18 protein-coding genes and 1 tRNA gene are annotated in these 17,948 nt (G+C 59.1%); 11 read left to right on the top strand and 8 right to left on the bottom strand.

The window, feature by feature from the left end; translation table 11 throughout:
* Nucleotides 1–32: 32 nt before the first annotated feature.
* From ACW8PS_RS13055 to ACW8PS_RS13040, 4 genes are all read right to left on the bottom strand, one after another.
* Complete coding sequence (locus ACW8PS_RS13055; RefSeq protein ID WP_491527907.1) at nucleotides 33–1,148, bottom strand: hypothetical protein; 1,116 nt, start codon at nucleotides 1,146–1,148, stop codon at nucleotides 33–35.
* Nucleotides 1,148–2,026: an FkbM family methyltransferase gene (locus tag ACW8PS_RS13050; RefSeq protein ID WP_491527906.1), complete on the bottom strand. Its 879-nt coding sequence runs from the start codon at nucleotides 2,024–2,026 to the stop codon at nucleotides 1,148–1,150. The genes ACW8PS_RS13055 and ACW8PS_RS13050 overlap by 1 nt, the downstream gene beginning before the upstream one ends.
* A gap of 1,041 nt (nucleotides 2,027–3,067) precedes the next feature.
* The gene (locus ACW8PS_RS13045) at nucleotides 3,068–3,733 is read right to left on the bottom strand and encodes a L,D-transpeptidase (protein WP_491527904.1); all 666 of its coding nucleotides are present in this window, start codon (nucleotides 3,731–3,733) and stop codon (nucleotides 3,068–3,070) included.
* A 259-nt stretch (nucleotides 3,734–3,992) separates the two neighbouring features.
* A complete protein-coding gene (locus ACW8PS_RS13040) occupies nucleotides 3,993–4,817 on the bottom strand; it encodes an IclR family transcriptional regulator (protein WP_491527902.1) in 825 nt (274 codons plus the stop codon).
* 171 nt (nucleotides 4,818–4,988) lie between these two features.
* Here ACW8PS_RS13040 and bhcA point away from each other — a divergent pair, with 171 nt between their 5' ends.
* The 5 genes from bhcA to ACW8PS_RS13015 all read left to right on the top strand — a co-directional run bounded on the left by bhcA (nucleotide 4,989) and on the right by ACW8PS_RS13015 (nucleotide 10,903).
* Complete coding sequence (gene bhcA, locus ACW8PS_RS13035) at nucleotides 4,989–6,179, top strand: L-aspartate--glyoxylate aminotransferase BhcA (protein ID WP_491527901.1); 1,191 nt, start codon at nucleotides 4,989–4,991, stop codon at nucleotides 6,177–6,179.
* A 10-nt stretch (nucleotides 6,180–6,189) separates the two neighbouring features.
* A complete protein-coding gene (bhcB, locus tag ACW8PS_RS13030) occupies nucleotides 6,190–7,161 on the top strand; it encodes a beta-hydroxyaspartate dehydratase BhcB (RefSeq protein ID WP_491527899.1) in 972 nt (323 codons plus the stop codon).
* Nucleotides 7,162–7,174: 13 nt separating this feature from the next.
* The gene (gene bhcC / locus ACW8PS_RS13025; protein WP_491527898.1) at nucleotides 7,175–8,338 is read left to right on the top strand and encodes a 3-hydroxy-D-aspartate aldolase BhcC; all 1,164 of its coding nucleotides are present in this window, start codon (nucleotides 7,175–7,177) and stop codon (nucleotides 8,336–8,338) included.
* Between the two features lie 77 nt (nucleotides 8,339–8,415).
* On the top strand, nucleotides 8,416–9,381 hold the full coding sequence (gene bhcD, locus ACW8PS_RS13020; RefSeq protein WP_491527897.1) for an iminosuccinate reductase BhcD: 966 nt from the start codon (nucleotides 8,416–8,418) through the stop codon (nucleotides 9,379–9,381).
* A gap of 109 nt (nucleotides 9,382–9,490) precedes the next feature.
* The gene (locus ACW8PS_RS13015) at nucleotides 9,491–10,903 is read left to right on the top strand and encodes an L-serine ammonia-lyase (protein WP_491527896.1); all 1,413 of its coding nucleotides are present in this window, start codon (nucleotides 9,491–9,493) and stop codon (nucleotides 10,901–10,903) included.
* Here ACW8PS_RS13015 and ACW8PS_RS13010 read toward each other — a convergent pair.
* A complete protein-coding gene (locus ACW8PS_RS13010; RefSeq protein ID WP_491527894.1) occupies nucleotides 10,884–11,936 on the bottom strand; it encodes a LacI family DNA-binding transcriptional regulator in 1,053 nt (350 codons plus the stop codon). The genes ACW8PS_RS13015 and ACW8PS_RS13010 overlap by 20 nt on opposite strands.
* Nucleotides 11,937–12,075: 139 nt before the next feature.
* Here ACW8PS_RS13010 and ACW8PS_RS13005 point away from each other — a divergent pair.
* Nucleotides 12,076–12,152: transfer RNA gene (locus ACW8PS_RS13005), tRNA-Arg, on the top strand.
* Nucleotides 12,153–12,223: 71 nt separating this feature from the next.
* Here the strand turns inward: ACW8PS_RS13005 and ACW8PS_RS13000 are convergent.
* On the bottom strand, nucleotides 12,224–13,414 hold the full coding sequence (locus ACW8PS_RS13000; RefSeq protein WP_491527893.1) for a cupin domain-containing protein: 1,191 nt from the start codon (nucleotides 13,412–13,414) through the stop codon (nucleotides 12,224–12,226).
* 171 nt (nucleotides 13,415–13,585) lie between these two features.
* Here ACW8PS_RS13000 and ACW8PS_RS12995 point away from each other — a divergent pair, with 171 nt between their 5' ends.
* A complete protein-coding gene (locus tag ACW8PS_RS12995; protein WP_491527891.1) occupies nucleotides 13,586–13,867 on the top strand; it encodes a hypothetical protein in 282 nt (93 codons plus the stop codon).
* Between the two features lie 73 nt (nucleotides 13,868–13,940).
* A complete protein-coding gene (locus ACW8PS_RS12990) occupies nucleotides 13,941–14,210 on the top strand; it encodes a hypothetical protein (RefSeq protein ID WP_491527890.1) in 270 nt (89 codons plus the stop codon).
* Here the strand turns inward: ACW8PS_RS12990 and ACW8PS_RS12985 are convergent.
* Complete coding sequence (locus ACW8PS_RS12985) at nucleotides 14,207–14,911, bottom strand: winged helix-turn-helix domain-containing protein (RefSeq protein ID WP_491527888.1); 705 nt, start codon at nucleotides 14,909–14,911, stop codon at nucleotides 14,207–14,209. The genes ACW8PS_RS12990 and ACW8PS_RS12985 overlap by 4 nt on opposite strands.
* Nucleotides 14,883–15,164: a hypothetical protein gene (locus ACW8PS_RS12980; protein ID WP_491527886.1), complete on the bottom strand. Its 282-nt coding sequence runs from the start codon at nucleotides 15,162–15,164 to the stop codon at nucleotides 14,883–14,885. The genes ACW8PS_RS12985 and ACW8PS_RS12980 overlap by 29 nt, the downstream gene beginning before the upstream one ends.
* Before the next feature lie 177 nt (nucleotides 15,165–15,341).
* On the opposite strand from ACW8PS_RS12980, the gene ACW8PS_RS12975 reads away from it, so the two are divergent.
* The 3 genes from ACW8PS_RS12975 to ACW8PS_RS12965 all read left to right on the top strand — a co-directional run bounded on the left by ACW8PS_RS12975 (nucleotide 15,342) and on the right by ACW8PS_RS12965 (nucleotide 17,702).
* Nucleotides 15,342–15,785 (top strand): hypothetical protein, encoded by a 444-nt coding sequence (locus ACW8PS_RS12975; RefSeq protein WP_491527884.1) that lies wholly within the window; start codon nucleotides 15,342–15,344, stop codon nucleotides 15,783–15,785.
* Nucleotides 15,786–15,884: 99 nt separating this feature from the next.
* Entirely contained in the window at nucleotides 15,885–16,508 is a 624-nt protein-coding gene (gene rnhB / locus ACW8PS_RS12970; RefSeq protein WP_491527882.1) for a ribonuclease HII, read from the top strand.
* Nucleotides 16,509–16,598: 90 nt separating this feature from the next.
* Nucleotides 16,599–17,702 carry a site-specific DNA-methyltransferase gene (locus ACW8PS_RS12965; protein ID WP_491527880.1) on the top strand — a complete coding sequence of 368 codons (1,104 nt, stop codon included), beginning with the start codon at nucleotides 16,599–16,601 and terminating at the stop codon, nucleotides 17,700–17,702.
* Nucleotides 17,703–17,948: the final 246 nt, after the last annotated feature.

Below are 17,948 nucleotides of genomic sequence, written 5' to 3'. Positions count from 1 at the left end.
TCGGTCACTCAGCAATGGCCATGACTGTAAGCTCACCTTAAAGGGAAAGCAGCCCTCATTGAGTCGACCAGCTCTGAATTCACTTCAAGGCTTTCCTTACTGATCGAGCGATCAAATTTCCAGCCCGTTGAAATTTGGCGAAAATGCCAGATACGAAAATTTGGATCAACAGGGTCTTTTGAAGAGTCAAGAAAGTGGGTCAACCATTGTTTTCCCTTTTGTGATCCGCCCGGCACGACACACCACTTTCGATTGGCTTTTGGTTTACCTGACGCGCTGACATGGCTGTGGTCGCAATGACGCGCGTAGCCGTTTGGCCCCGGGTTGAGGGCATACACCCATTCCGCGTTTCCCCGCAGGTAGCCGTCTTTCGTCTCGACCGTGGCGTCAAAAACCGATTGCCCATTTACGGAATGAAACAGCTCGTCAATATCTGCGTTCACAACAGCCCTGGCCTTGGCAAAAAACCTTAGTCGTCCCAGTTCAGCCAGGGATCGCTGGAGAAACAAAGACGCATACCCGGCTTTGTTTTCAACCGTTGGCCCAAAGGGATACCGTGCACGCAGGATAACTGCTTTCCGCAGTCCGGGAATATCGGCAAGCGTCTGGCGCAGATCGGATAGACCGTATGCCTGAGAGCCATTGTCGCTTAGTATTACGGTTTCAGCACCGTGGATCTTGACGTAATAGTTCAGCCAGTCCGCAATCCAATCCAACCGATTGTTCAATGAAATAGTATACATGCCGTTCAGGTTGGCGAATTCATCGACATAAGATCGACCTATTGGAATTGAGCCGCCGAACAAGATATGTTTCAATGTCAGAACAAGCCCGCTTTGCGCATCCAGAGCCACGATGCTGCAGCGTGAGAGGTTGCGAATTTCCTTTATCGGGATTTTTCGTCCATCAATCCAGAATTCAGTTTCCTTGACAAGACGCTTCAGGTTCAAAAGCGGCGGGCCCAGCAAGAGAATTTCACCTGCCTCGGAGTCCAGGAAGCAGTCATAGAACAGGGTATTGAAATCATACTGACTGACAAATTTCTCGTCATGTGCCTCAGAGTTTCCGACCAGACGTCGTGTGAGCTCCGGGATTCCCTTTGGCAACCGGAATCCAGACAATTCCAAATCCAGAACGTCCGCGGCCATCAGTTCCTCCTTAAATCCGAGGGTAGAAAATCTACATATTCGTGGGGTATTTCGGCTGACAGCTCTCCTCTGCTGACCAGTTGGTCCAGACAGTGCAAGGCCAGATCGTAGCTCTCAAAGACGGCGTCGGCCAAGATTGCAAGGGCTTTCAGCTGATTGTTCGATACTGCCTTGGGGTCGCGCAAGTCTCTTACAAAAACGGCGTCCCCATCCAGAACCTGGCTCGATACCCTGCGCGTTTTTAATTTGGCATTCTGAGAGCTTGAAATCATTTGATTTTTGATAAACAGAAACTTGTGCAGCCTGAAACCCAGGCTGGACAGGACCGAGATTTGTTCATCCAGCAGAGGCTCGCCTTCATAAAGAGGATAAAATCGTAATTCTGTTACCACTGCGACAGCTTGCGAGAGTTTTTTTGTTCCATTCTGAAAAATCATTTTCTCGGCACCCTGCACGTCAATTTTCAGAAGGTCTATATGTTCAATATCTCCGATATCGTCCAGCCGTTGTGTTTTGACTTTCAATTCCTCAATGAGCCGCGCGGGTCTTTTGGCTCGTCCAAGAAATGCCATGGCCTCGGGGTCCAGATTGAACAACGAGCTGAGTCCGCTACCATGATAGATGTTGAGCGAATGGTCCTTTCCATCACCCACTGCGGCATTCGTATAGGATTCCAGATCCCCTTTCATCGCCATCAGTTTCTCAAAGGCTTCCGGCTGTGGTTCGAATCCGTGAACGCGGCACAAACCAATGTCCAGAAGCGGCTTGTAAGGCGGATCATCCAGAGGATTTGCGCCTATATCAACAATTGTTGGCGGAACTTGAAACTTCATGGATTCGTAAAGAAATTGCCATCTTTTTTGCGTATCGTCTTTCATTCGATACCCTTGGACGCAGGAGCTGAATATGTCGAATATTGATAGGCTGCATTAGAATAATGCTCTTGCGTAATTTGCTTACTCCATCGCGGTAAAACTGTCTGCCTCAAATGAATTCTCCTTGCCTGATCGACCGTGTTCCATGACTCAGTCTGACGCCGCCTGTCGGTTAGTTACGCGGCCATGGAGGATTTTTCCAGTGTTGCGTTGTAGTTGGCTTCGGTTTCCACGGTCGAGGCGCTACTGATCGGTCTGGTGGATGTCGGTTTTGACCCACATGTGCTGATCTTGATCAGAATCAGAGGCAGCAGCTTGCTGGTTAACGGGGCATTGGCGCAGGCCGCGGATAATCTGTGGGCATATAATTGCATCCACCCCAAGATGGGTGTGGGCACCGTCACACTGGGCTTGAAACTCAAAATGGCTGCGTGATCTCCGTTGGCCGACCCCTCCAGAATGGGGGATTATCATTGGGTTGATTACCTGGGCTCGGAAACGTCACTGTAGGGGGTTGTGGGCTACGCAAACCTCATGTTTCATGTTTGCAGCCAATCAGCGGAGAAGAGTGAATGAAGGTTCCGAACCAATACATGGCAGCATTGTTTTTGCTGTTGGGTGCCTGTGCAACAACGGCACCAACCGAGGTATCTTTGGAAAACCCTGGTTTTATCCAGGAACTGCCTGAGGCGGTGTTGGCGATTGTCGCGCCAAACCAGAATTTGCGAACGGTTCGGATCCTGCCTGAAGATGGATGTTATTGGTTCCAGAGAACAGGCCCGGTCGAAACGACCTTTCTGCCGTTGAACACCAGAGATGGGCGCCAGATCTGCACCCGGGCACCAGAGGTTCACCCGACGGCGGGGTGATCCTGTCTCAAGCTCTTGCTCGGTCGTTGCCAACATATTCGGGGCCCATCAGGATGTGACCTGACGGGCCCCGGAATTTTTGGGCGTCCTGCTTGGATGTGGTTCGTCTGGAACCTGCCGCCCTTCCGCCCAATGAGAAGGTGCGGGGCGAAAAACCTCGCCCGCCCCCCGCAGGTCAGCTTGTCGCGGAAACCCAATCTTCAGCCGGGTACAGCACGGCTGTCACGCCGATATCGACATCTTCATAGAGCCCGATAATATGCGGCATCACCATGCGAACACAGCCCGAGCTGGCGCGGGTTCCGATCGACCAGGGCTGCGGCGTTCCGTGGATGCGCAGATAGGTGTCGCGGTTCCCGACATAGAGATAGAGCGCCCGCGATCCCAGAGGGTTTGACGGCCCGCCCGGCAGCCCGTCCGCGTATTGCGCATAGGCTTGGGGGTCACGGCGGATCATATTGGCCGTCGGTGTCCATTGCGGCCACTTTACCTTGCGCCGGATGGTGTAGGTTCCCGGCTCGTACAGATCGTCACGGCCGATGGCGACACCGAACCGCAGCGCAGTTCCGTTTTCCCGGATGTGATAGAGATACCGCGCGACGGCATCGACATGGATGTCCCCCGGCGTCAGCGAATCATTCGCTTCGACCATCCGGGGCAGAAACCGCGGATGGATCCCCCAAGGGTTACTGGTGGCGGGATCGTAGTTTTCAGGTGTTACTTGCGCGTCCCAGATATCCCACATATCGGGCCCACCATGCGAGCCGGCGAATGCAGGTGCCGCTATAGGAGCCGAAAACAACGCGGTCGTCGTCATGATAAAGTGGCGCCTGGTCAACATATCAAATTCTCTCATTCTGGCCGTTATCAACTACTCACAGTATTGTGACCATCCTACACGCCGCAAACAACCCAACCAACTGATTACATTCCTCACAACTGCGTGTGACACGGCTGAATTTCGCCCGGAATCGGGTTTGATCGGGCATTTTTGGCCCAGTTCTGTCCGAAAACGCAAAGATCGCTGCGAATATGGCCTTTTCCTGGACCGGATCCCGTTGGCCGGTCACCTGATTTCCACGCAGGATCTGCCGTTTGGTTTAGGCACCGGCTATCGGTTTTCCGCCGCTGGCCCGCGTGATCTGGGCTGCTGCGGCCGCGACACGGGCCCCGATTTCGGCGATGCTATCTGCGCTGAACCGCCCGCTTGGGCCCGAGACCGAGACACCGCCACAGGGCAGACCGCGTTCGTTGAAAATGGCCGCGCCGATGCATGACATGCCCAGGTAGCGTTCGGCATGGTCATGGGACCAGCCCCGGGCCCGGGTTGCGACCAGATCGGCCTCAAGCTCGGCGCGGGTCACCAATGTATGTTCGGTATGGCGCGGCAGGTCCGCATCGCGGAAAAAACGCTCCAGCGCATCCTTGCCCATGGTCGCCAATATGGCCTTGCCGGTGCCCGAGGCATGCATTCGCGTGCGGCTGCCTGGAGGGAAAAAGGCCCGGATCGGGTTTTCGGTCTCGACCTGTCCGACAAAGACCACATTGGGCCCGTCGGGCACCGCAAGATTGGCGGTTTCACCAGTGTCGCGCATCAGTTTGCGCAGATGTGTCTGGCCGATCTCGATCACGCTGTTGCGTTTCAGAAAGGTGGCCCCGGCACGATAGGCCTCGATCCCGATCATCCATTCCTGACGATCCTCGTCAAAGCCGACATAGCCGTGTTTCCGCAAGGTCGTCAGAATCCGGTGTGTGGTCGCGGTCGGAATGTCCAGCGCCTGCGCCAGATCTGTCAGGGCTGATCTGTCGCGCTGCGCCACCGCCGTCAGCACGCCAAGCGCCCGGTCCAGCGATTGCATGGTCCCGGCCGAGCTTTCCTTGAACTGCGATTTCGGGCGCCCGCGCGGGCGACGCTGATTCTGCATGGGCCGCCTTCCGATGATTTTCCAGACTGTCGTAGCAGGAATATTGATAAATCAAAAATGATGTAAAAACAAGGTGTTGATATTTAATCCCTGATATTGAAAAAACATTTCAAGAAAATTGCACGCGCCGCTGAACTGCCCGATACTGCAGCCAATCAGGAGGATCGACCGATGCCCAACCAAAACCCGCTTTTCATTCCCGGCCCGACCAATATCCCCGACCGTCTGCGCCACGCCATGAATGTGCAGACGCAGGACCACCGGGCACCGGATTTCGTCGAAACCTTCGCGCCCGTGCTGGAGAAGACAAAAAAGGTTTTCGCCACCACTACCGGTCAGATCATCACCTTTCCCGCAAGCGGCACCGGCGGTTGGGAGGCCTGCATCACCAACACGCTCAGCCCCGGGGACACGGTTCTGGTCGCGCGTTATGGCATGTTCAGCCATCGCTGGATCGACATGTGCCAGCGCCATGGGTTGAATGTCGAGATCATCGAATGTGCCTGGGGCTCGGGCGCGCCTGCTGACAAGTTCGAAGCCGCGCTGCGGGCCGATACGGGCCACCAGATCAAGGCCGTTCTGGTCACCCATAATGAGACCGCCACCGGCGTGAAATCCGACATTTCGGCCGTGCGAGGCGCGATGGATGCGGCCAGCCATCCGGCCCTGTTCTTCGTTGATTGCGTCAGCTCGCTTGGCTCGATGGATTTCCAGTTCGATACCTGGGGCGTCGATATTGCCGTTTCCGGGTCGCAAAAGGGGTTCATGCTGGCCACCGGCATGGCGATCCTGTGTGTCAGCCCCAAGGCGCTGGCGGCGATGGAAACCGCGACCCTGCCGCGCACCTTCTTTGATTTCCGCGATATGATGAAGGCCAACGCCTCGGGTGGCTTTCCCTATACGCCGCCGCTGAACCTGATCTACGGCATGAATGAGGCGCTGAAGATGCTGGAGGAGGAAGGGCTGCAAAACGTCTATGCCCGCCACCACCGCCTTGCCGAAGGCGTGCGCAAGGCTGTCGCGGCCTGGGGTCTGGAACTGGTCGCGCAATCGCCCGATCTGTATTCCGATACCGTCAGCGCCATCTACGTGCCGGAAGGGTTCGACAGCAACGCGCTGACTGACCGGGCCTTTGCCGCCTATGGCGTGTCATTCGGCGTCGGCTTGGGCGAAATGAACGGCAAGGCCTTCCGCATCGGCCATCTCGGCAGCCTGACCGATGTCATGGTGCTGTCGGGTCTGGCGACCATCGAAATGGCGATGGCAGATCTGAATTATCCGGTTACATTGGGCAGCGGCGTCATTGCCGCGCAGGAGCATTTCCGCGCCAGCAGCCGCGCCGCACTGAAATCCGCCGCATAAGGAGGCCGACATGCTGGACTATACCACCGGGGCCGCCCTGACGATTGCGCATATGCGTGATGCGCAGGACCGCATCCGGCCCCATATCCACCGCACCCCGGTTCTGACTTCGTCCTATCTTGATGGTCTGACCGGGGCCACGCTGTTCTTCAAATGCGAGAATTTCCAGAAGGCCGGGGCGTTCAAGGTTCGCGGGGCCTCGAATGCCGTGTTTGGCCTGGATGATGAAAAGGCCGCAAAAGGCGTCTGCACGCATTCATCCGGCAATCATGCGCTCAGCCTCAGCTATGCCGCCGGGCGGCGGGGCATTCCCTGCCATGTCGTGATGCCGCGCACGGCACCGCAGGCGAAAAAGGATGCCGTGCGGGGCTATGGCGGCATCATCACCGAATGCGACCCCTCGACCAGCAGCCGCGAGGCGGTGTTCGCCAAGGTCGAGGCCGCGACGGGGGCCGATTTCGTCCACCCCTATAATGATCCGCGCGTCATCGCCGGGCAGGCGACCTGTTCGGCCGAGTTGCTGGAGCAGGTCGAGGCGCTTGATGCCGTCGTCGCCCCGATCGGCGGTGGTGGCATGGTGTCGGGCACCTGCCTGACGCTCTCCAATCTTGCGCCGCAGGTGCAGATCTATGCCGCCGAGCCCGATCAGGCCGATGATGCCGCGCGCAGTTTCCGCGCCGGTCACATCATTGCAGATGACGCGCCCGACACCGTGGCCGACGGGCTGAAAGTTCCGCTCAAGGAAAATACCTGGCATTTCGTGTCAAATTTCGTGACGGATGTGCTGACCTGTTCCGAGCAGGAGATCATCGATGCGATGCGGCTGATCTGGCAACGCATGAAGATCGTGATGGAACCCTCCAGCGCTGTGCCGCTGGCGGTGATTTTGAAAAACCCGGACCTGTTCCGGGGCAAGCGGGTTGGCATTATTGTCACCGGCGGCAATGTGGATCTGGATAAATTGCCCTGGATGCAGGGCTGAGGAGGGAAGCGACATGAACAAGCAACTGAACCTGGACGATTTCGAAGTCGGCTATGACATCCCCGCCGCCATCGGCATGGATGAGGCCGATATTCAGACCCCCTGCCTGGTGCTCGATCTGGATGCGCTGGAACGCAACATCAAGAAGATGGGCGATTATGCCCGCGACCACGGCATGCGCCACCGGGTGCATGGCAAGATGCACAAATCGGTCGATGTCGCCAAATTGCAGGAAAAACTGGGCGGGGCCTGCGGCGTCTGCTGTCAGAAAGTCAGCGAGGCCGAAGTGTTTGCCCGTGGCGGTATCAAGGATGTGATGGTGTCCAACCAGGTCACCGATCCGGCCAAGATCGACCGTCTGGCCCGGATGCCGAAACTGGGGGCCCGGGTTCTGGTCTGTGTCGATGATCCGGCCAATGTGGCAGACCTGTCAGCCGCGGCCGTCAAGCACGGCACCCAGATCGAGGCCCTGGTCGAGATTGATTGCGGTGCCGGGCGCTGTGGCGTGTCCACCACGCAGGATGTGGTCAACATCGCCAAGATGATCGACGCCGCCGAGGGCCTGAAATTCGCCGGTATCCAGGCCTATCAGGGCGCGATGCAGCACATGGACAGCTATGCAGACCGCAAGGCCAAGCTGGATATTGCAATCGCGCAGGTGACGGATGCGGTGCAGGGCCTCAAGGCGCAGGGTCTGGAATGCGACATCGTCGGCGGTGGCGGCACCGGATCGTATTATTTCGAGAGCAATTCAGGCGTGTTCAACGAACTTCAATGCGGCTCCTATGCTTTCATGGATGCCGATTACGGTCGCATTCTGGATGCCGAAGGCAAGCGTATTGATCAGGGCGAATGGGAAAACGCGCTGTTCATCCTGACCACGGTGATGAGCCACGCCAAACCCGACAAGGCCATCGTCGATGCCGGGCTGAAAGCGCAATCGGTCGATAGCGGCCTGCCCACCATCTATGGCCGCGATGATGTGACCTATCTGAAATGTTCCGATGAACATGGCGTGGTGGGCGACCCCGATGGCGTGCTCAAGATCAATGACAAGCTGCGCCTGGTGCCCGGCCATTGTGACCCGACCTGCAACGTCCATGACTGGTATGTCGGTGTGCGCGGCGGCAAGGTCGAGGCGCTCTGGCCGGTTTCGGCGCGCGGCAAGGCATTCTGAGGCCTGACCGCAAAAAACCTTTCTCGGGGTCGGCATGTCCGGCCCCGATATCTATCCCCTTCCCGAGGACACCCGCCATGATCATCGTTCCCGAACGTGAAATCCCCGCCCTTCTGACCCGCGAAGCCTCCTATGATGCGGTGGAAAAGATCTTTGCCGCCATGGCCGCAAAGGATGCCTATAATTTCCCCGTGATCCGCGAAGCCATCGGCCATGAAGACGCGCTTTACGGCTTCAAGGGCGGGTTTGACCGGGTCGGCGGCACGCTTGGCCTCAAGGCCGGGGGCTATTGGCCCAACAATCTGGACAAACATGGCATCATCAACCACCAGTCCACGGTGTTCCTGTTCGATCCCGATACCGGCATGGTGCGCGCCATGGTGGGGGGCAATTTTTCCACCGCCCTGCGCACCGCCGCCGCATCCTCGGTTTCGATCAACCATCTGGCGCGCAAGGATGCCCGCGTGATGGGCATGGTCGGGGCCGGCCATCAGGCCAAATTCCAACTGCGCGCCGCGTTGGAGCAGCGCCAGTTCGACAAGGTCATCGGCTGGAACTATCACCCCGAAATGCTGTCCAATCTGGAGGAGGTCGCCACTGAGGCCGGTCTGCCATTTGAGGCGGTTGAGCTTGCCGGGCTGCAAGAGGCCGATGTCATCATCTCCATCACCTCCTCGTTTAATCCGATCCTGTTGCCGGAACATGTCAGCCCCGGCACCCATATCGCCTGCATGGGCACCGACACCAAAGGCAAGCAGGAGGCCAGCGCCGATCTGGTCGCGCAGGCCACCGTCTTTACCGATGAGGTCGCCCAGTCGGTCAGCATCGGCGAATGTCAGCATGCGATTGCGGCCGGGCTGATCAAGCAAAGCGACATTTCCGAGATTGGCGCGGTGATCAACGGCACCCATCCGGGGCGGTCCTCCGACGATGAGATTACCCTGTTCGACGGCACCGGCGTCGGCCTGCAGGATCTTGCGGTCTCTGCCGCTCTGGTCGATCTGGCCATTGCCAAAGGCGTCGCCATCGAGGTCGATCTCTAGGCACATACCCGGTTCAGGTCGGTCGCAGCATTCGGCCTGTCGGTTTTCTCAAGCATGGCGCGCGCAATTCCGCTATCCCGGCTGGCAACAGCCCAGCGGAGCGTGCCCCATGTTTCTCAGCATCTTCGACATCTTCAAGATCGGCATCGGCCCGTCCTCGTCGCACACGATGGGGCCGATGAGCGCGGCTGCGGCGTTTCTTGACGCGCTGCGCAGCGGCCTGCGCGAACCGGGCGCGGGCGATGTCGCCCATATCACCTGTTCGTTGCACGGCTCGCTGTCCTTTACCGGCAAAGGCCACGCCACTGACCGCGCGGTGATGCTCGGGCTTTGCGGCTTCCTGCCCGCCACCATCGACCCCGACCAGGCCGAGGCGGCCGAGGCCCAATTGCATAGGCAAAAGATGATCCACCCCGAGGGCCTGCCGCCGCTGCGGTTTGACCCTGCCGCCGATCTGATCTTCGATTATGGCCCGCCCTTGCCCGGCCACGCCAATGGCATGATCCTGCGCGGCTACGACGCTGCCGGGAACCTGTTCATGGAGGAAACCTATTACTCTATCGGCGGTGGCTTCGTGATGACCGCCGCTGAACTGGAGGCACAGAAACATGGCGGCCCGAAAGCCTTTCACGCCGAAAAAGCCGCGCAGGGCTATCCCTATCCGTTCGGATCGGCGGCCGAGATGCTTGCGATGGGCAAGGCGTCGGGCAAGACGATCGCACAGATGAAATGGGCCAATGAAACAGCAGGCGCGCCGCGCGCCGAAGTGCAGTCCCGGCTGGATGCGATCTGGGCCGCGATGGATGCGTGTATTGATCGCGGTCTGCGTATCGACGGCATCCTGCCCGGCGGCCTTTTGGTCAAACGCCGGGCCAAGGCAATCCATCAGCAATTGCTGGCCGAACGCGGCACCAATCAGGCGCAGCCCCATACCATCAACGATTGGATGAGCGTCTATGCCATGGCGGTGAACGAGGAAAACGCGGCCGGTGGCAAGGTTGTGACCTCGCCCACCAATGGCGCGGCGGGCGTGGTGCCCGCGGTGCTGCGCTATTACCGCGACCATTGCATCGGCGCGACCGAGGAAGGTCGGCGCAATTTCCTGATGACGGCAGCCGCGATCGGCGGGCTGATCAAGCATAACGCCTCGATCTCGGGGGCCGAAGTGGGCTGTCAGGGTGAGGTTGGTTCAGCCTCGGCCATGGCCGCCGCTGGCCTTTGCGCGGCTTTGGGGGGCAGCAATGAACAGATTGAAAACGCCGCCGAGATTGCGCTGGAACATCATCTGGGCATGACCTGCGACCCGGCGGCGGGGCTGGTGCAGGTGCCTTGCATCGAACGCAACGGGCTTGGCGCGATCAAGGCGGTTTCGGCCGCGTCACTGGCCCTGCGCGGCGACGGCACGCATTTCATGCCGCTGGATAATTGCGTCGAGGCGATGCGCCAGACCGGTCTGGACATGAACGAGAATTACAAGGAAACCAGCCGTGGCGGGCTGGCCGTCAATCTGCCGAGTTGCTAGGCGACAGGGCGCGCATGGTCTGCCCGGCCTCAAACCCGGAATCCAGCGTAATGATCTTTTCGCATTCCTCGCCCGCCACCCGTGCCGCAATGATGCGCGCCGCGGCCTCGCCGATCTCTCGTCTCCGTGAATCCATCGTGGCCAGTTGCATCGGCAGCCCGTCAAGAATTTCGACCGCGTTGAACCCGGCCAATCCCATGTCAGAAGGGATATTCAGGCCCTTTTCGAGGCAGTAGAGAAGCCCGCCTGCCGCAATCATATCATTGGAATAATAGAGAAAATCAAGGTCGGCATGGCGCGACAGCATCTCTTGCGTCATCTCGCGGCCCTTGCCCAGCGCCGACCCCCCGGCATAATAAATCCGATCCACCAGATCAACACCGGCTTCAGTCAATACGCCCTCGAACCCTTCCAGCCGCTTCCGGGCCCGGTGATCTTCGGGCATCTTGGTGCCCATGAACCCGATCCGGCGATACCCGCGCGCCAGAATTTCACGCGCCATCCGCGCCCCCGATGCGCGGTGGCTGACGCCCACCATGGCGTCAATCGGATCGCCATCGGTATCCATGATCTCGACCACCGGAATACCGGAATTGGCCAGCATCGCGCGCGAGGCATCGGTATGTTCGATGCCGGCAATGATCATGCCGGAAGGCCGCCATGACAGCATTTCATAGATCACTTTTTCCTCGCGCTCGGGCAGGTAATGCGAGGATCCGAAGACGGGTTGCAGGGCGGTATCGTCCAAAACATCCGAGATCCCGGCCAGAACCAGCGGAAACACCATGTTCGACAGCGACGGGATGATCACGCCAACCAGATTGACCCGGTTCGAGGCCAACGCACCGGCGATCTTGTTGGGCACATAGCCAAGCGACCGCGCCGCCTCCATCACGCGTGCCCGGGTGGCCTGGCTGACATCCCCCCGATTGCGCAACACCCGGCTGACGGTCATTTCCGAGACCCGCGCTGCCTCGGCCACGTCACGCAGCGTCAATTGCGGTTTGCCGGGATCGAAGGGGCGAATTGGCACCGCTGGGCGCTCCTCGTGATTGGGTCAACGCCCTTGATAATCAGGAAAGGCGGGATTGTCCAAGCCTCTCGGCCGATGCCCAGAAATTGCGCCGGGGTGCTTGCCATATGGTCCCGAAATGCGCAGAACGGGTGCGCGTGGCCCCGTGGCTCAACTGGATAGAGCAGCCCCCTCCTAAGGGGCAGGTTATAGGTTCGAATCCTATCGGGGTCACCAAAGCCGCCGGCCCGCGCCCGCGCCCCGCTCAATCGGCCCGGATTTCGACGATGGCGGTTGAAACGATCGGCTCAATCGCTGAACTTCACCAGCCCTTCGCGCAGCAAGCGGCGCACCAGAACCGCGCGGCCCGCCTCATCCAGATCGCCGGGCAGATCGGCCAGGGTGAAAACCGCGCCCGACAGCGCATGGGCCAGCGGCGCACGTGCAAAGGCCGGCAGGCTGATCACCGCGCCCTGACACGAGACCGCGACCGTATCATCCTCATCGCCCTTGCCGGGCACATCCATCAGCCGGTAGATCAGATTGGGCCGGGCAATCAGACGGCTTTCGGCGTCCAAATCGGCCATCCGCGCCAGTTCGGCCATCTGGCCATGCACGCGCGGCAGGCGCGAGCCGATGAAATCTTCGCGGAACGCATCCAGCACGGGTTCAAGATCGGCACCCGCCACCTTGGCCAGCAGGGCCGCGAATTTTTCCTGCGCGGCGCGGGTGTCATAGCCTTCATCGGTAAATCCCGGCGGCAGCGCCTCGCGGAATTCCACATTGTCATGCGCCATCATCCGGACCGCCTCGGTCAGCAGATCGGCCCAGGACCGGACCATCAGCCCGGTGGTGATATGCAACGAGGTCTGATCGGTCGAAACCGCGTCATGCGTCAGCCCGCGCGGCACATAGACCATGTCACCCGGTTCCAGCACGAAGCGGTCGGTTTCTTCGCCGATCGGCACTTCCGCCGGGTCAAAACCCTGATCGGCCAGCGGCAGCGCCACCGGCGTGTCATAAATGCGCCATTGCTTGGTGCCCTCGACCTGCAACACCAGCACGTCATGGCCATCGTAATGCGCCTTGAAGCCCTGGGAATGGGCCGGGGTCAGGTAGATATTGGTCTGCACCCGCGCGCTGAACACCTTTTCCAGCGCACGACAGAAATCAGCCAGATTGGGCAGGCGTTCCTGCAGGTTCGACAGGATGATCGTGGCCCCATCGGCAAACAGGCGGGTGGCGGCAACCGGGTCGACAAATCCGTTCTCATAGGCAAAATCGGCGGGCGTGATCATGGCATCGGCGCGGGTAATGTTGACCTCGGGCACAGACAGGCCAAGCGTCGTCAGCGCCCAGTCGATATCGCCCGTGGACAGCAGATCGGCATAATAATCGGCCTGGCCGCGCCGGATCACGAGGTGCTTTTTCTCATAGCTATGCGCGAAGAAATCATCGCGGCTGACCGGCGCGATCGTCCAGTCGAAATCCCGTGTCATTTGCACCTCCCTCAGGCGTGGCATCTGGTGTCAGGCTAGTCGCAGAGCCCGGTGGCGCGCAACCGCCAGCTGATGGTGATTGCGACGCGGCGTCTTGACAGGCGGGGTATCGCCATTATATAGATAGTGTGAAAGACACGTTTTCCTGATGGCAAATTGAAAGGCCAGCAGATGACCCGCAAACCCGATAACCGCAGAACGCTCAGCGATTCTGACATCACCACCAGCCGCCCGGCGCGGCGGGCCGTTCTGGGCCTGATTGCCGGTGGCGGCGCGATGGCCCTGACCGCGACAGCAGGTCAGGCCCAGGCGGCTGATATTGATAATGGCAACTGGACCGATGCCGGATCCTGCCCGCGCGGCAGCGGCGGCGGCTATACCGGCTACACCGACAGTGACAATGGGAACATTACCGACCGTGGCGGCTATGGTCGCGGCGCGCCCTATTGCTGACGCCCCCGGAATTTCATGTTATGAGATGAACCGCGCCCATCCCGGCGCGGTTTTTCGTTGTCGGAGAGGTCTGATGCCCAAGCCCCCCAGAACGCTGCATGAATCCGAGATCGAGACGCTGCGCCCGCCGCGCCGCTTGTTCCTGGGGATGGCCGCAATCGGTGGCGCGGCCGCGATCCTGCCGGCACAGGCCCAGGCGGCGGATGGCGATAACGGATCCTGGTCCGATGGTGCGGCCTGCCCGCGGGGGCCGGGCGGCACCCGCACCGGGGCGACCGACAGCGACAATGGCAGCATTTCCGACCGCTCCGGCTATGGCCGGGGGCGCCCCAATCGCTGCTAGATCATCTTGATCACATTCTTGTCGATCGACAGCATGTAGCCGCGTCGTGCGATGTTCTTGATCAACAATTCGCTAACCATCTGATTGCCCAGGGTATCGCGCAACCGCTTGATTCGGGTGGCACCGGCGGCCTCATCGCAATCGGTGACAGATTTCCCCGACACCATTGATTCGATTTCCGCGCCCGACAGAACGTCATCATCCATCCGGGCCTCGGCCAGCACCGACAGGGTTTCCATTGCCGCCCCGGTCAGCTTGAATTCCATGTTGTTCAGATACACGACCCGCTCTTCCCGGCTGACGATAAGCGAGCTGACCTGAATGCCCGATCTTTCGATCTCGCCCATGCGTTTATTCAGTGTGATGATGGTGACCAGAAAGATCAGGCAGGCCACCAACAGCGCCGTGGCAAACAGGATCAGCACGAAAATGATCGCCCGATAGCTGGCCAGAACCTTGGAAAAGGCGGTGCCGGATTGCGCCAGAATCTCAAGGATTCTCATGGAGTCATTGGTTGTCAGGGCATCATTGACAACAAAGATCTCCTCCACCGCGGCATTGAACGCATTGGCGTCGGGCAAGTAGGAGAACAGCAAGATCGCCGCCAGGGTCAGAATGCCGACGACGATCACGATTCCGATCTGCACGACACGGGTGCCGCTGAGACGGGAGTCAGAAATTGAGGTAGTATTGTCCTGCACGCGCTTCCCTCGAATCGAGGCCGGACTCGTCAAAGACCGACATCACCTCCAGAAGCTGCCAACCACCTGTCAGGCGGCCTGAAATGACAGACGCGGCGGCGCCGACATTGCAAGCGGACGCTGGCAACTCGATGACACCGTAATGCAGGCGCAACGGGTTATCCATCTTTGCCTTGTAATCGGCAAAACAAGCGGCATTGGCTGCCGAGGCGAAACCCATGACCAGGGCGAAGGTGAGGACTGCGTGTTTCATGAGTCTGAGTTAGGGCAAATCCCTGCTGACATTCAATATCAGCCGGGTATTTTGCCAATGTTATCGGATAGCGGCGCGTTGATATTGCCTGTCTGACAGGGGCGGGGGGATAATCACCCATTCCGCCCGCATGCGGTTCCTGCCCATTTTCCCATCCTCATATGGAGCCCCTGAATTATGTTTAAATCCCTTCCCAAACTGCTGGCCGCAGCAAGCCTTTCGGCCGCTCTGGCGCTGACCGGAATCATGTCTACCGCAACCCCGGCACAGGCCAATAATGATAACCTGCGCCGTTTTCTTGGTGGTGCCGCCGCAATTATCATCCTTGGCAGCATCCTTGAGAATCAGCGCGACCGGCGAACTTACACCACTGTCGTGCCGCATCGCGCTGCGCCGCATGTGCCGCATGTGCAGCGTTCTCTGATCGCGCCGTCGCGATGCTATAGCAGCTTCCAGGGCCCGCATGGTGTGTTTCGCGGCTTTGGTGCCGGCTGCATGCAGTCCAGCGCCTATTATTCACAACTTCCCTCGGCCTGCCTGCAACGTGTCTATACCCATCAGGGCTGGCGCAATGTCTATGACGCGCAATGCCTCTACAATCGCGGCTGGGTGCGGTCGTAACCGGGAAATGCCGGTCGAGTGGTGCGATGGAGGGCGGCGGAGCATAGGTTCTGCCGCCTTTTTGTTGCCTTGCGGCCAGGCGCGTGATTTCAGGGGGCCATGACAAAAGCACCGGATTTCAGTCTAGAGACCCGCATCGGCGGCCGCGTCGCGGGTGTCGATGAGGTTGGGCGCGGGCCGCTGGCCGGCCCGGTGATGGCTGCCGCCGTGGTGCTGGATGGGGACAATATTCCGCCCGGTCTGAACGATTCCAAGAAACTCAGCGAAACGCGGCGCCTTGCCTTGACCGAGCTGCTGCATGGCTGCGCCGAAGTTTCCATCGGTATTGCCTCGGTCGAGGAGATTGACCAGATCAATATCCTGAATGCCAGCCTGCTGGCCATGACCCGCGCCGTTGAGGGCCTGAAAACCGCGCCGGATCATGCGCTGATTGATGGCAAGTTCATCCCCAAGGAGCTGCGCATTGCGGCCACGCCGATCATCAAGGGCGACGGCATCAGCCTGTCGATTGCGGCGGCCTCAATTGTGGCCAAAACATGTCGTGACGCAGCCATGTGTGCATTGGCGCAACAATACCCCGGATATGGATGGGACCGAAATGCCGGTTACCCCACTGCGGAACATAAACGCGCCCTCCTAAATCTGGGGGTCACCCCCCACCATAGGCGCAGTTTCAAACCGGTCCACAACATCTTGTATCAAGCCCCTTCTGCAACCTCTTGATTCAAAAAAGAAATTGACGGCGAATCAGCTTTGACTCATCCTTGAGCCACAAATCAGCGCCCGAAAGAGGCGCCCGTTGCAGAGGCAGAGATGACAAAAAAAACAATCCAAACGGGGGCTGATATGCTTCCGATCAATACAATCATGCCAGGCGACTGCATCGAGGTGATGAACAGTCTGCCTGCGGAATCGGTGGACCTCATCTTTGCGGATCCGCCCTATAATCTGCAACTCAAGGGCAACCTGCACCGGCCGGATAATTCCAAGGTCGATGCGGTCGATGATGCCTGGGATCAGTTCGACAGTTTCGCGGTCTATGACACGTTTACCAGGGATTGGCTGGCGGCGGCGCAGCGCCTGCTGAAACCCAATGGCGCGATCTGGGTCATTGGCAGCTATCACAACATCTTTCGGGTTGGATATGCGCTGCAAAATCAGGGGTTCTGGGTGCTGAATGATGTGGTTTGGCGCAAGTCGAACCCGATGCCGAATTTTCGCGGCAAGCGCCTGACAAATGCCCATGAAACGATGATCTGGGCCTCGAAATCCGAGGGCGCGAAATACACCTTCAACTATGAGGCGCTGAAGGCGCTGAATGAAGGGGTGCAAATGCGGTCCGATTGGGTTTTGCCGATTTGCACCGGGCATGAGCGCATCAAGAACGATATGGGCGACAAGGCGCACCCGACCCAAAAACCCGAAAGCCTGCTGCACCGCATTCTGGTGGCCACCACCAATCCCGGCGATATCGTGCTGGACCCGTTCTTTGGCACCGGCACCACCGGCGCGGTGGCCAAGAAACTGGGCCGCAACTTCATTGGCATCGAGCGCGAGGACGCCTATCGCAAGGTTGCCGAAAAACGTCTGGCCAATATTCGCAAATTTGACCGGTCGTCGCTGGAGGTTACGCAATCCAAACGCGCCGAGCCGCGCGTGCCGTTTGGCCAGCTGGTCGAACGCGGGCTGCTCAATCCCGGCGAAGAACTGATTTCGCCGCGCGGCAAGATCGCCAAGATCCGCGCCGATGGCACGCTTGTGGTGTCCGACACCAAAGGCTCGATCCATCAGGTCGGGGCCAAGCTGGAGGGCGCGCCCAGTTGCAACGGCTGGACCTATTGGCATTTCCGCCGCGACGGCAAGACGGTGCCGATTGATCTGTTGCGCCAGCAGATCCGGTCCGAGATGTCCTCCTGATTCACATCAATACCGCCCGTGCCCCAATGGCCGCGTCTGGCCGGGGCACGCTCCTTCCCCGCCGGTCAAGGGATCGGCGGGGCTTTTTCATGTCTGGTGGATTGGTCTAAGAGGCTGATTGGAAAAGGGTTGAGTGAATTCAGCAGGTTATGATTCTATTCGGCTGCACAACTGAACGGAGATCGAAATGGCCTGGACTGAATTCACCCGGAACCGATATGAGCGCCAAAGCGCGCGATATTCAAG

Source organism: Alterinioella sp., assembly GCF_058343375.1.
This window is presented reverse-complemented; position numbering and strand designations above follow the sequence as displayed.